Here is a 12637-nt window from a genome sequence, read left to right as displayed (position 1 = left end):
AACCATGAGATGATCGGATTATGACTTACTGTGTGGCCATGTGCCTGTCGGACGGACTGGTGTTCGCCTCGGATTCCCGCACCAATGCCGGAGTGGATCATATTGCAACGTTTAAAAAACTGCATGTGATTCACCGCACCAACGATCGGGTATTGGTGCTTCAATCCGCCGGGAACCTGGCCACCACACGTCATCGATCGCGATAGCCGTATGCAACAACATGCAAGCACCACCAATTTTGGCTGCAACCTGCTGTTAGGTGGGCAAATCGCTGGAGAAGCCCCCCGCCTGTTTCATATCTATCCTGAAGGCAATTTTATCGAGGCGACGCGCGATACGTCTTACTTCCAGATTGGCGAAAGTAAATACGGCAAACCGATCATTGACCGGGTATTAACCCGAGAAACCACGCTCGAGCAAGCAATGTGCTGCGCGCTGATCTCGATTGATTCCACGCTGCGCAGCAACCTGTCCGTCGGGCTGCCACTGGATGTGATGATCTACCGGGCTGACAGCTTTGATGACAGCGGGCAGCGCCGTATTACCGAGGATGACCCCTACTTTGCCACCATTCGCAAAGCCTGGTCAGAAGGATTACAGAACACGTCCCGTCAATTGCCACCGTTCTCGCTCTAACGCGTCACATTCGTCCGCCGAGCTGCCAGCGCACACAGCAATACCGCAAGGGTGGTACCATTGTGCAGCAGTGCGCTGCCGCCCGGAGATAACTCACCCAACGCCGCCGTCAGCATGATACCGCTGTTGACCCATTCGGTCAGGGCGATGTTGCTGTGCACCAGTTTCATCGCTTCCAGCGCCAGTTCACGCGCCAGCACCACGCCGTGCAGATTATCCTACATCAACACCGCATCCGCCGCCTGCTGTGCCAGCTCGGTGCTCTGGTTCATGGCCAGCCCGACATCTGCCTGCGCCAACACCGGGGCGTCATTTACCACATCGCCGATAAACAGTACGTTGCGGCCCTGCTGTTGCAGCGCCTGAACCACATCCACCTTACTCTCTGGCGTGCATTCAGCCACGCATTCATCCATCGATAACGCGTTAGCCAGTTGCTGCGCCTTTTCAACGCGATCGCCGGTCAGCAATACGATGCGATCGATCCCCGACTGGCGAAGCTGTGCGATCACTTCGAGTGCTTCCGCCCGCACGTTATCCTGCAAGCCAATCATGCCAACCAACCGCTCATCGAGGCTGATGAAAAGCAAATGGCACCCCTGCTGAGCCAGCGCGGTAATCTCGGCCTCATACGGTGAGAACACAACCTGATAGTGCGCTTCCAGAAAATGTCGGCTACCTATCGCCATGCGATGACCATCCAGTTACAGCAGACCGTGCGCAATCACATACTCCACTTAACCGTGATTTATGTGGGGCAACACATGATGGTGCGCCGACGCCAACGCCGCTTTCGCCAGTGGATGATTGCTGTGTTCTTCGACAGAAGCGGCGATCGCCAGCAGGCGCTCCGCCCAGGCCCGCTCCGGATCGAAACTGACCACTTCCGTCACCTGCATATCACCGTGCGTCAAGGTGCCGGTTTTGTTGAACACCACCGTATCAACCGCAGCGAGTTGTTCAATCGCCCGCCCGCCTTTCAGCAACAAGTCGCTTTGCGCCGCGCGGTACATGATAGATTTAAACGCGATCGGCGTGCTTAGCTTCAGCGCACAGGCATAATCCACCAAAAACACTGATGCCAAACGCCGCCAGTCATGGGTCAGAGCAAACACCGCCCCACCTACGCCGAGTGTGATCGCCACGCGCCGGTCGGCCATCGCCTGTGTCACTTTCTGCGTTTCGCTTTGCTGGCTTAACGATTCACTGATAAAACGGCGGATGTTGGCAATCGAGGAATCTTCCCCCACCCGCTCCGCCTGTACCGTAATATTGCCTTCCTGCACCTGTGTGCCCGCATACAGCCAGGCCCCTTCTCCCGCCGCACCGGCACACTTTCTCCGGTCATGGAGGCTTGATTAATCAGGCCAACACCGCGCAGCACCTTGCCGTCCGCCGGGATGGTATCTCCAGGTCCAAGCAGCATCACGTCACCAACCGTCAGCGCAGACGACAGCATTTGATGACGTTCTCCTGCGCGCTCGACCCACACGCGGTGTTCCTGCGGTCGTAACAGGCATAGGCGACCTGTCCGTTCGGCAACCGATAGGCGTAAACATAAGGCATGTTGGGAGGGTTCATTCCTACACTCCTTCTTGGGTTTGGTCTTGTAACGATTCACGCCGCTGCATGGCATCCAGCACATAAAGGCTGGCAATACCGGCGCTCGCCAATGTCAACCAGGTCAGCAAAGCCGCCCCGCGCTGGCGCTCTACCGAGGCCTGAAATTCCGCCTTATCTGCCTTCACCGTGTCGCGAAAAATGGTGCTGCCCGCAGCCACACTCTCTTTCACACTTTCGGCACCGCTGGCGACAGAGGATTTGACTTTATCGCCTCCGGTTTTTTAACAGATCGCCTGCGCTTGCCAGAGTCTGTGTCAGCGTCTGGCGCACGCTGTCATTGGTTAGCAGCAGTGTGACAGCCGCGCCGATCATCGCACCTTTCCAAAACTCCTTATCATCCGCGCCGATGGTGCTGATCAGGCTTTTCAACAGCCCGGTCTGTTCTCCCATCACATTCTCAACCACACCTTGCGCATGCGCGCTCCAGTCCATGCCCGGTGCTGCATGATGACCGTGATGGTGTGCAGCTTGCGGCGCCGCATTTCCGGGGAACGGATACCCTGGTAGCGGATAGCCGGGCGGTAAGTACCCTGGGGGCGCTGCGCCCGGAGCCATCTGCGGATACCATGCTGGCTGCGGCGGCCATCCTGGTGGTGGTGGAAAAGCCCCTTGCGCGGCAGGATCGCCTTGTGGCACATAATAGGGATAGCCATAAGGTGGGAAATAGGGGGCCTGATTCACAGGATTATTATCATTACTCATAACGACTCTCTCTTGAACTAGGTTTACTGGGAGAACACAGCCTGAATTTGCGTCAGCGCCTGTTGCGCCGCCTGATCATCATGACCAAACAGATGCGTCAGCAGCGTTGGGGAAATTGTGCTGGCACAATATTCCAGTACCACGCTACCGGTTGCGGCATTAATGCTGCACGATTTCAGACACCCCCTCGGGGTGACACAGTGATTGCAGCGCAGCCAACCGGCTTTGGCTGAGTGCGGAGACCAAGCGATTGGTAAAACTGAGGCGAATGCGCCCCGGAATATGGTGCGCTACCGTGAAAAAACGGCGTAGCGCCATCAAACTCTGCAAATCATCTGCCGCCATAACGGTGACTACAGCCTCCCTTTGCCCACCAACATCAATGCCGCTTCAATCTTATGCGACATCAACCCATGCCGCGCGCACAACACAAGGCGACAAGGTTGCCCCTGTCACAACGTTAGAAATGTAAATATTTTGCGCGAAGACAACGTCACAATAACGTAACGTCAGGAGAACCACTTAAGATTTATGCGGTTAATTGCAGGTTGTTTGTTTTTTATCAATTCGCGCTATAAACAGAGGTGATAGACACTATCACTACGATAATGTAAATTGTTATCATTCTAATCCCTACGAGTCGCGGCGACATCTCTCACTATTTGCATCAAACACAGAATCGCATTCGAATTCGCTCCGAATATATTCAGCGCAACCCGGAGCGCGTAACCGAGACGATTGCGCAACTGCGCTAAATCGCGGGCGTGCAGGAGATTACACATCGGCATTATGCGGGTTCTGTCGCGATTTGTTTTGACGGTAAGACCCTATCCGGCGATACGCTGTTGGCACACATTGAACCGGCAGGATGGCTTTCCGTTGCCAGAAACCAAACCTACATCTACAGATCGCTTCATCGCTATACGCATTCACTGGCGAAAGGGCTGGCGCTGATGACGCTGGATATGGCGATCAAAGGTCCACTGGTTAAACGACTGGTGACGCTGGTACGTTAACTGCCACCGACATAAATTCTTTTTGGGCACCGCGCGCTATATGTGAGAATATAGCGCGGTGCTGCATTTGTGCCCGTTACATACATTGGGTTGGAGAAAACATGGAGTTACACCTTTGGCTAGCCTTTGTCGGCGTGATTACCGTTTTAATTGCCATTTCCGGTCCGTCAGCGTTGATCAGCATGACGCACGGTTTGCGCTATGGCCGTGGACGTGCTGCCGCCACCGTACTGGGCGGCGTGACCGCAGCGCTGGTGCTGATGTCACTCTCGGCGCTGGGATTGGGAGCCGTATTAGCCGCTTCAACAACCGAGTTTATGATCCTTAAGATCGTCGGCGCGCTCTATCTGATTTGGCTCGGTATTGCCTCATGGCGTTCAGCCGCCGCCGCTCACACGCCTGAACACGTGCACATAGATGCATCTCCCACGCGTGTTGCGCTGTTTCGTAAAGGTTTTTTAGTCGGTATCAGCAACCCGAAGGATTTGCTGTTTTTTGCCGCGCTGTTTCCCAACTTTATCAGCACCACAGAACCCTATGCGCTTCAGTTTGCTATTCTGGCACTGACCTGGGTACTGTTTGATTTCAGCATCATGTTTTTCTATGCCAGCACCGGACGCCATCTGTCCGGCGTATTCAGCAATCCGCGCCGCATGGCGTTGCTTAATCGCGCCACGGGTGGCGTGTTTGTGTTGGCGGGATCGGCGTTGGCGATCTCCAGCCGATAATAAAACCGCCTGTTTCGCCGTTGCTATCCCGCGTCCAATGGGATAGCAACGCCACACCATCCTGCTTCACGCGTTATGAATCTCCCCGCTATCATCATTGAACGTGATCGTTTCTCCGTGACGTAACGCCCGCGTATGGCCCGGCTTGTCGATAAACACCGGAATGCCCAGCGCCGTCGCCAGAATCACCGCGTGAGCGTTTCTGCCGCAGTCGGTGAAATAAACGCCTTTGATCCAGGCAGGATCCAACTGCACCGCTTCGGAAGGCAACAATATATTGGCGACGATCGCCATCGGTGTGTGACAAGGCGTGACCACGCTATCTGGCTGATGGCTCAAATGCCGCAACACCCGCAGACCGACGTCATAGATATCGATGTAGCGTTCACGCAAGTAGGTATCTTCAATCGCCTGATACTCTTGTGCCAACGAGCCAATCACCGTCAGCCACAGCGCATCAACCTGCACCGCTGCTTGCCCCATTCGCTCGGCGACCGCATCGTACAGTTCGTCATCCTCCAGCATCATACGCTGCGCCATAAAAATACCGACTTCTTTATCAGAAAGACGCTGCGCGGTAAACGCATAGAGCTCATCCAGGTCTTGCAAGGCAGCCTCAATCGCTTGTGCCAGCTCAGCCTGCGCGCTTTGGCTGACGCGCGGCGTCACAGTAGGCAACGCCCGTTCTACCCGACACACGGTGGCCGTTACCAATTCCCCCACGGGATGTCTCTGGGGGCGAGCCAACGCGGCGTCCTTCGCTTCTAAACGATCGCCAAAATTATCGTGCGCCAGCAAGGCAAAGGCATCAATCGCCTGTTGCGCCTGCGCTCCACTCGCGCGCAGCGTGACCTCATCGCCGCGCTTAACCGCCAATAGCGCGATATTGTTGACACTTTTCCCGTTCACCGTCTGTGCACCTTTCACCAGTTGCACATCGGCATTGTAGCGGTTGAGACAGGTAGCAATGGCCGACGCCGGGCGCGCGTGAATGCCGGCAGGGTTAGCCACACGCCAGGAAAAAGTGAGTGCTGACGGTGGTGTCTCCTCCGTCAAAGCAACGGGGGAGATGGCCGCCGTAAGCCTATCATCCTGACCCAACTGGTGATATTTCGCCGCACGCAGTGGGATAGTGCTTTTCATTCCCTGCTCCGCCGCCTTCAGCGTTTCCGCCATCGCTGAGGAAATCGGATCTTCTTGTCGGGCTTTCAGTGATGCGACAATGCGCTCAGCGTATCCACCATGGTTTTATCGCCGGGATGCGCCATGCCGCGTGCGATGATGCGCTCTGTCCCTTCCTGATACATATGGTAGAGATCCGTTACCGTCAACTCTTCTTTCGCCATGACGGTCTCTGCCGCTTTGATAAAGAAAGTGCCATACAGCGGTCCGCTGGCCCCACCGATGGTGGAAAGCAGCACCATGCCGGTATTCTTCATGATGGTGCCGATATCTTTATCCGCCAGCGTAGGCAGCTTTTCTTTTACCTTGCGAAAGCCACGGTTCATGTTCAGCCCGTGATCCGCATCGCCAATTTCACGATCCAAATCGGTGAGAAATTCTTGTTGTTGTTCAAATACATCGGCCGCCGCACCCAGCCAGGAGATCACTTTGCTTTTCGTTACCACCATCATCGCACCTCAGTTTTCATCGCATCAACGCCGGATGCAGGCTCTCCCTGCATCTGCGCGCGATCTGCCGCCGTTGGCGGCAGATCGCCTGACTTGACTACATTTTCCATCTCAGCGCCGGTGTGCTAACCGGGAAATCCCACAGAGAGAGCATTTCGTCATCCACTTTCAGCACCGTTATGGAGACACCCTGCATATCAATCGCACTGCAATAGGTGCCGACCAGATTACGTGCAATGTTGGTGTGCTTCGCCGCCAGGATTTCCGCCACTTTGCGATAAACGCCGTACAGCTCAGAGGCAGGTGTTGCGCCCAGTCCGTTAACCAGCACAATCACATTGTCGCCTGCGTTGAGCGGCGTCGTGGTGCGGGTATAGTCAAACCATTCCCCCTTTTCCCGATCCCATTGGCGCAGCGTTCTCACGTAAGGGGTGTTATCAAGGATTTCATCGAGCATGGCGCTGACAATGGTGTCACCATCGGTGTACTTTTCCCGACGGATGCCCGGTTCACCGTGAATACCAATGCCAAATTCAATTCCATATTCCGGCAACGAAAAGCTGGGCTTACCAGCAGCGGGGACCGTGCATGGGGAGAGCGCAACGCCAATAGAACTGCCCTGATCGGCAATACGCGTCGCCAGCGCTGAACATTGCTACAGGATATATCCCTCTTCTGCCGCTGCCCCCAACAGTTTCTCTGCCAACACGGTGGTGGCAACGCCACGACGGCCCGCCGTGTACAAGCTGTCCTTCACTGCGACATCATCGTCAATGACGGCCACTTGTACGGCAATGCCTTCACCGTGCAGCAGTTCTGCGGCGGTCTCAAAATTAAGGATATCCCCGGTATAGTTTTTGATTAGCAGCAATACGCCATTTTCGTTACTGACGTTCTGCGCACACTCATACATTTGATCGTGCGTAGGCGAAGTAAAAATATGGCCGGGACATGCACCGTCCAGCATGCCAAAACCGACAAAACCAGCATGCATCGGCTCATGTCCGGAGCCCCCGCCGGAGATCAGCGCCACTTTAGGCTTATCCGAACGGCGACAAACATAGAAAGGCTCGGTATTCACCGTCAATTCCAGGTGGGCTAGTGCGAAACCTTCAAGTTGTTCTCTGATAACATCATCGACTTTGTTGATGAGCTTTTTCATGACCCTTCCTCTTGATGACCGCCCTTTCGCTGGGGAAAGGACGATTTCCATGGGTGAGCGGCGTACCGCCCGTTAGGCAAAAACCGGTAAAAATTTGTAGCACAGCGCACCGATACCACCACCGATCAACGGACCGACAATTGGCACCCAGGCGTATTCCCAATCGGAATGACCTTTATTTTTGATGGGCAACAAAGCATGAGCGATTCTTGGCCCTAAATCACGCGCCTGGTTGATGGCATAGCCCGTGGGGCCACCCAACGACAAACCGATGCTATACACCAGAATCCCCACCGCGAACGGACCAAAACCGGACGCAATCCCGTTATGCGAATTAAATATCCCCAGTACGCCAAAGACTAAAACAGCCGTACCAATAATTTCTGTGACCAGGTTCCACTTAAAGTCGCGCACCGCAGGCCCGGTAGAAAACGTCGCCAGTATCAGTCCTGCATCTTCAGTCACGTCGTAGTGTCGTTTGTAAGTAAGATAGACCAGAATCGAACCGAGAAAAGCACCGATACATTGAGCGACGACGTAGGCCAGAGCCATTGCGCCCGAGATACTGTGCCATACAACCACATGCCAAAAGTAACGGCCGGATTCAGATGTGCCCCGCTCACCCAGCCCGTGATATATACGGTGATTGCGACTGCAAATCCCCACCCCGCGGTAATAACGACCCAGCCGCTATTGCCCACTTTGGTCCGCGCTAGCACCACGTTGGCTACTACACCGTTGCCAAGCAGTATCAGCACCATGGTGCCAATCAATTCTGCAAGAAAAATGTTCATTACTGTCTCCTTCGTTTTCGGTTGAGGGGTTACCCACATGACGGAACGAACACGATGAGAGTAGGAAGCCGAATCCATGCTGTAAAAAATAATTTTTTGTTCAATTCAGGAACATCGTTACGCCGTAAAAAGCACCAAAATGAAACATCAATAACGCCGTTCGCTCTGTTATTTGATACCCGTCAAACTGTGACGAAAGTTGTGCCGCAACTCACACTTCGTTGAATGGAATAATAAATACATTTAAATTCAATAAATTAAACCAAATCATTAGATTTACTACATCGCTACACGCGGTTGGCGATGCGCATCACAGATTCGACATAAGATTTCCAAAATGGAACATAAATGCGTTACCTATTTCCTAAAGTGGTGCGATAAAGGAGCAACTGGTGAAACAGACTGAATTGAAAACCCTCTGGCACGATTTCATCACGCCGGACTCAATACAGTATACCGATGCTGCCAGCATGGAACATCTCGCGCTAAAGCCCTATGTCACTGAATCATGGCTGCGTTGCCGGCGACAACAGCGTCACGACCATTGGTCAACGCCGCTCTACGCCAAAGGTATTACGTTCAAGTCCCTGTGCCGCAACCGTGCCGATATGATCAATATCGCTGCGCCAATACTGGAGGATATCTTTGCCTGTCTCACCACCGCGGAATGCGCCTTGTTACTGACCGATGAAACCGGATGTACGTTGAGTTTTCACGCCTCTCCGGCCATGAGCCAACGGCTGATGGCTCTGGGTATTGGTGAAGGCATTTACTGGCGCGAAAGTATGATGGGCAATAATGCCGTCACAACGGTACTGCTGTTACACGAGCCGGTCAGCCTGCAAGGCTATGAGCATTTCAATCAGCATTTGCATCCATTTTCCTGCTTCGCCACGCCGGTTTTCGACAGCTACAGCGCCGTGATGGAGGCGGTTGGGCTGATTCTGCTGAACAACAGCGATACGGTTTCCGCCCTGGCGCTAGTGCATTCCACTGCACAGCAAATCAGCGCAAAATTGCACACGGATATGATTTTGGCTGAATCCAACCAGCATTTGAGTGAAGTACACGCTCTGCTGGATGGCGTTGAAGAAGGCGTTCTCGCTTGGGATCATAAAGGCACCATCCTCTATCTGAACAAAAATGGCAGCGACTTCCTCAATGTTAAGGGGGAGAAGCTATTAGGAAAAAATATTCATGAGACGCTGACCTTACCGCAGCGGATCGTTCATGCCATTGCGGAAAACCAGGATGTCTACCTGTTAGAAACCGCGGTCGAGTTCCAAGGCGTGTTTATCGCACTGGCAATGTCGCTCAAAATAGTGAAATGCATCGCCAATACGCCCGACCGTTACATTGCGCTGTTGCACCCTATCGATCATATTCGTGAACTGGTGCATCGTCACGGCGGGGCGTATGCCCGCCTGACATTTGACGACCTCGATTACGTTGGAACCTCCAGCGCTATCCGCCGTGTGGTCCGCCTTGCACAGCAGGCGGCGAAGGGGCGCGGTTCAGTCCTGCTGCATGGTGAAGAGGGGCTTGGTAAAGCCTATCTGGCACAGGCCATTCATAACGCCAGCGAGCGTCGGGATAAGCCATTTATCACCATCAATTGCCAGCCAATACCGCGCGAGGCTATGGCAAGCGAATTCCTTGGCAACAACGCGCATACAGATAAACCGGTCATTTCCAAATTCGAGTTGGCGAAAGGTGGCACACTGCTGTTAGAGAATGTCGAATACCTGACACAAGAAGTGCAAACCGCGCCGTTACAACTGCTGAAAACCGGATTGCTCAACAAAGCCAACCAGACGTTGGTACCGTTGGATGTTAGGTTGATCACTACTACGGATGTGGACATCAATCAGTTTGTTGAGGAAAACCGCTTTCGCCGTCACCTGCTGTACGAGTTGCAATCGTTCTACATTCACGAGCCAGCCCTGCGGGAGCGTAGCGAAGATATCCCAGCATTGATCAAACACTACCTTAAGATCATGAGCCGCGAGATGGGGGCTAATGTAACGCTTTCTGAAGATGTGCAGCAGTTACTTATGCGCTATGCCTGGCCGGGAAATAACCTCGAACTGCGCAATGTGTTCGAACGTGCCTATAGCTATAGCACCGGTAACCGAATAAAAGTCAAAGGCATTCCTGCACCATTGAGTGAAAACATTCTCGAGGCATCCTCCAGAGAAGCGAGCCTTCATCCTCATTCATTACAAGAGATGGAGCGGGATGCGCTCATTCAGGCAGCGATCCACTGCCGGGGCAAAGCCTCACAAATGGCTTCATCATTAAAAATTGGCCGCACGTCCCTGTGGCGTAAACTCAAGCAATTTAACATCCACCTTGCCGATTACAAGGTGGGTTGATTTCTTTCGGAACAAAAGCCATCGACGAAGCGTTCAACAATATTGTGTACCGTCAGCGTAGCGTCTATCTGCGCTGACGGGATCGTCACCCCGAATGTCTCAAGCTGCATCAGTAAATCGATCATCTCGACCGAATCCAGACCCAACGTGGCGATTACGCTATCATGCAACCCAATGCAGTCAATCGGTATACCGCTCACCTGGTGAATTAATGCTTTCACCTGGTGCGCATTATCACTCCCGCTTATCACGCCATCATCCTCGTGATATCTGTGAGGACAGGGTACGCCTAACGCCAGGCGTGGTGGTCAAGACCCGAAAATTGCGTTTTTCACTGTATTTCTCTACCAACGCTTGAGCACTACGGCTCAGTTGGAAAAAATCTTCGTGCAATTGCATTTTACGAAATGACTCGTTGATGTAGGCCTTCTGTACATCACTGTGCTCTTCAGTGCCTGCCTCAGCGAGAAATGCTCTTTCCAGGAAGTGATCCAGCGTTTGGGTATACAATCCATCCCCACGCAAGATCAGTTTATTAATGCTCTCCTTTTTCATTCTCTTGGACTTCATCCCCAAGCCAGCGCTTCAGCAATGCCAGATCCTCGCTGTTGATAGCGGATGAAGAACTTCCTACTGAAGAGGCGGCCCCCGAACGGCTCGCTTCTTCGATCGCAGAAGAATCGTCATTTGCCGCAGGCCCCTTTTAAGTCACAACGGCGGATAGATCGGTCCCGACGGTACGGTACGCCTCTAGTGAGGCCAAGGGGTTAACGTTCTGCCTAGGCGACAGCGCGCTAATCTGGAAATTATCCAGAGGCGATCGCGCTGGTGACATGGACGATACATCAGAGCTAACGGAACTAGTGGCGGAAGCGCGCCGCCTTAGCTGAACGCGGGGTTCCTGTTGCGGCTCAGCCACTGGCGTGGAAGGCTGCGCGCTATCCGTCTCGATAAAGACTATTTCCATTCTGCCGCGTCTAATGGGAGGATAAATCTTGCATACTGATGCCGTTCAGTCGGCTAAGCAGTGGGTAGTGGTTGAAAAAATTTGCTGGCGTCTCGCGCCTTTCTCCCATCGAGGCAATCAAATCCTTCAATAATATAAGGTATTGATCTTGATTGAGTTTATCCGAAGCCAAGAGCTTTTCCGTCATAGAACTCCAGGGGGCAGATGGCATCGCTGGAGTATTCCCACCGTACGACGTCGCCGTCGCATTGCTGCCATAAACGGTGATATTACCGGGAGAAGAGGATGCTTTCGGTGAGTGATGTCCATTTAGGGGTCCGCTTGGAAAACGGAAAATATCCTACGCTAAGACTATTTTTTAAACAGTAGGTATTTGCTGTTTTACTTTAACTCTCAGAATCGTTTGCCGTGTGGTTCTGAATTCCCGGGCAATAGCACTTATACTTACACCAGACTGAATTCGTTCGAGTACCCTTTGTTTTTGTTCTTCATTTAACACCGGTGGGCGCCCAAAGCGCTTTCCTGCATCCCGTGCTCTTGCTATCCCCGAATAGGTGCGCTCGAGTAAAAGGTCTCGTTCAAATTCAGCAACCGCTGAAATCACCTGCATCGTCGGACTGGTCAAATCAACGCCACCCAATGCACCCGAATACCTGATCCGGCCAGTTGCTCCACTGTTTTCCTGATATCCATCGCATTACGACCAAGACGATCCAATTTTATGACAATCAATACATCGCCATTTTCCAGTCGGTCAAGCAACCGGTTAAAACCAGGACGTTCACCGGCCGCTACCGAACCACTGATTTGTTCTTCGATTATTCGCTGGGGTTTGACGCTAAAACCAGCGGTTTCGATTTCCCGACCTTGATTTTCGGTAGTCTGTTCCAGAGTAGAGACCCGACAATAGGCAAAAATTCGTGACATAATGAAATTTTCTGTACGAAATGGGTGTAAATATTATAATGCGTATCCGAAATTAATTTCACTGACTTTCGTACAT

Annotated in this window: 17 protein-coding genes and 3 pseudogenes; 4 read left to right on the top strand and 16 right to left on the bottom strand. The window is 53.0% G+C overall.

What is annotated here, in order from left to right; all coding sequences use genetic code 11:
• Nucleotides 1–20: 20 nt before the first annotated feature.
• Nucleotides 21–636: pseudogene (locus JZM30_RS01625) on the top strand (proteasome-type protease).
• Here the strand turns inward: JZM30_RS01625 and JZM30_RS01620 are convergent.
• The 7 genes from JZM30_RS01620 to JZM30_RS01600 all read right to left on the bottom strand — a co-directional run bounded on the left by JZM30_RS01620 (nt 633) and on the right by JZM30_RS01600 (nt 3306).
• On the bottom strand, nt 633–839 hold the full coding sequence (locus JZM30_RS01620; protein WP_252317345.1) for a hypothetical protein: 207 nt from the start codon (nt 837–839) through the stop codon (nt 633–635). The pseudogene JZM30_RS01625 and the gene JZM30_RS01620 overlap by 4 nt on opposite strands.
• A gap of 15 nt (nt 840–854) precedes the next feature.
• Nucleotides 855–1325, bottom strand: coding sequence for an HAD-IC family P-type ATPase (locus JZM30_RS24230; protein WP_367115807.1), 471 nt, complete (start codon nt 1323–1325; stop codon nt 855–857).
• Nucleotides 1326–1373: 48 nt separating this feature from the next.
• Complete coding sequence (locus JZM30_RS24225; protein WP_498037990.1) at nt 1374–1922, bottom strand: hypothetical protein; 549 nt, start codon at nt 1920–1922, stop codon at nt 1374–1376.
• Complete coding sequence (locus JZM30_RS24960; RefSeq protein ID WP_498037989.1) at nt 1832–2095, bottom strand: P-type ATPase actuator domain-containing protein; 264 nt, start codon at nt 2093–2095, stop codon at nt 1832–1834. Before JZM30_RS24960 ends, JZM30_RS24225 begins: the two co-directional genes overlap by 91 nt.
• Before the next feature lie 124 nt (nt 2096–2219).
• A complete protein-coding gene (locus JZM30_RS01610) occupies nt 2220–2429 on the bottom strand; it encodes a hypothetical protein (RefSeq protein ID WP_252317344.1) in 210 nt (69 codons plus the stop codon).
• A gap of 34 nt (nt 2430–2463) precedes the next feature.
• Nucleotides 2464–2961 (bottom strand): hypothetical protein, encoded by a 498-nt coding sequence (locus JZM30_RS01605; RefSeq protein ID WP_252318016.1) that lies wholly within the window; start codon nt 2959–2961, stop codon nt 2464–2466.
• Nucleotides 2962–3120: 159 nt separating this feature from the next.
• Complete coding sequence (locus JZM30_RS01600) at nt 3121–3306, bottom strand: hypothetical protein (protein WP_252317343.1); 186 nt, start codon at nt 3304–3306, stop codon at nt 3121–3123.
• A 419-nt stretch (nt 3307–3725) separates the two neighbouring features.
• Here JZM30_RS01600 and JZM30_RS01595 point away from each other — a divergent pair, with 419 nt between their 5' ends.
• The gene (locus JZM30_RS01595) at nt 3726–3977 is read left to right on the top strand and encodes a hypothetical protein (RefSeq protein WP_252317342.1); all 252 of its coding nucleotides are present in this window, start codon (nt 3726–3728) and stop codon (nt 3975–3977) included.
• A 101-nt stretch (nt 3978–4078) separates the two neighbouring features.
• The gene (locus JZM30_RS01590) at nt 4079–4705 is read left to right on the top strand and encodes a LysE family translocator (RefSeq protein ID WP_252317341.1); all 627 of its coding nucleotides are present in this window, start codon (nt 4079–4081) and stop codon (nt 4703–4705) included.
• A 66-nt stretch (nt 4706–4771) separates the two neighbouring features.
• Here JZM30_RS01590 and JZM30_RS01585 read toward each other — a convergent pair whose 3' ends face one another.
• The 5 genes and pseudogenes from JZM30_RS01585 to JZM30_RS24220 all read right to left on the bottom strand — a co-directional run bounded on the left by JZM30_RS01585 (nt 4772) and on the right by JZM30_RS24220 (nt 8259).
• Nucleotides 4772–5881, bottom strand: coding sequence for an HPr family phosphocarrier protein (locus JZM30_RS01585; RefSeq protein WP_252317340.1), 1110 nt, complete (start codon nt 5879–5881; stop codon nt 4772–4774).
• Nucleotides 5882–5913: 32 nt separating this feature from the next.
• On the bottom strand, nt 5914–6339 hold the full coding sequence (gene dhaL, locus JZM30_RS01580; protein WP_252317339.1) for a dihydroxyacetone kinase subunit DhaL: 426 nt from the start codon (nt 6337–6339) through the stop codon (nt 5914–5916).
• 94 nt (nt 6340–6433) lie between these two features.
• Nucleotides 6434–7498, bottom strand: a pseudogene (dhaK, locus tag JZM30_RS01575) (dihydroxyacetone kinase subunit DhaK).
• Between the two features lie 72 nt (nt 7499–7570).
• Nucleotides 7571–8050 (bottom strand): MIP/aquaporin family protein, encoded by a 480-nt coding sequence (locus JZM30_RS01570; protein WP_252317338.1) that lies wholly within the window; start codon nt 8048–8050, stop codon nt 7571–7573.
• Nucleotides 7960–8259, bottom strand: a complete 300-nt coding sequence (locus JZM30_RS24220; protein WP_252317963.1) for an aquaporin — start codon at nt 8257–8259, stop codon at nt 7960–7962. Before JZM30_RS24220 ends, JZM30_RS01570 begins: the two co-directional genes overlap by 91 nt.
• Before the next feature lie 425 nt (nt 8260–8684).
• Between JZM30_RS24220 and dhaR the strand changes: the two genes are divergently transcribed.
• The gene (gene dhaR / locus JZM30_RS01560) at nt 8685–10667 is read left to right on the top strand and encodes a dihydroxyacetone kinase operon transcriptional regulator DhaR (RefSeq protein WP_252317337.1); all 1983 of its coding nucleotides are present in this window, start codon (nt 8685–8687) and stop codon (nt 10665–10667) included.
• On the opposite strand, the gene JZM30_RS01555 is transcribed toward dhaR, so the two are convergent.
• The 4 genes and pseudogenes from JZM30_RS01555 to JZM30_RS01540 all read right to left on the bottom strand — a co-directional run bounded on the left by JZM30_RS01555 (nt 10652) and on the right by JZM30_RS01540 (nt 12561).
• Complete coding sequence (locus tag JZM30_RS01555) at nt 10652–10918, bottom strand: acyl carrier protein (RefSeq protein ID WP_252317336.1); 267 nt, start codon at nt 10916–10918, stop codon at nt 10652–10654. The genes dhaR and JZM30_RS01555 overlap by 16 nt on opposite strands.
• 4 nt (nt 10919–10922) lie before the next feature.
• A complete protein-coding gene (locus JZM30_RS01550) occupies nt 10923–11222 on the bottom strand; it encodes a hypothetical protein (protein WP_252317335.1) in 300 nt (99 codons plus the stop codon).
• A 422-nt stretch (nt 11223–11644) separates the two neighbouring features.
• The gene (locus JZM30_RS01545) at nt 11645–11821 is read right to left on the bottom strand and encodes a hypothetical protein (protein WP_252317334.1); all 177 of its coding nucleotides are present in this window, start codon (nt 11819–11821) and stop codon (nt 11645–11647) included.
• Nucleotides 11822–11992: 171 nt separating this feature from the next.
• Nucleotides 11993–12561 (bottom strand): annotated as a pseudogene (locus tag JZM30_RS01540) (recombinase family protein).
• Between the last annotated feature and the right edge of the window lie 76 nt (nt 12562–12637).

Origin of the sequence: Candidatus Symbiopectobacterium endolongispinus (assembly GCF_018777385.1) — a bacterium.
Classification (GTDB): Bacteria; Pseudomonadota; Gammaproteobacteria; order Enterobacterales; family Enterobacteriaceae; genus Symbiopectobacterium; species Symbiopectobacterium endolongispinus.
Note: the sequence above shows the minus strand (reverse complement) of the source record. Positions and strands in the feature narration are given on the sequence as shown.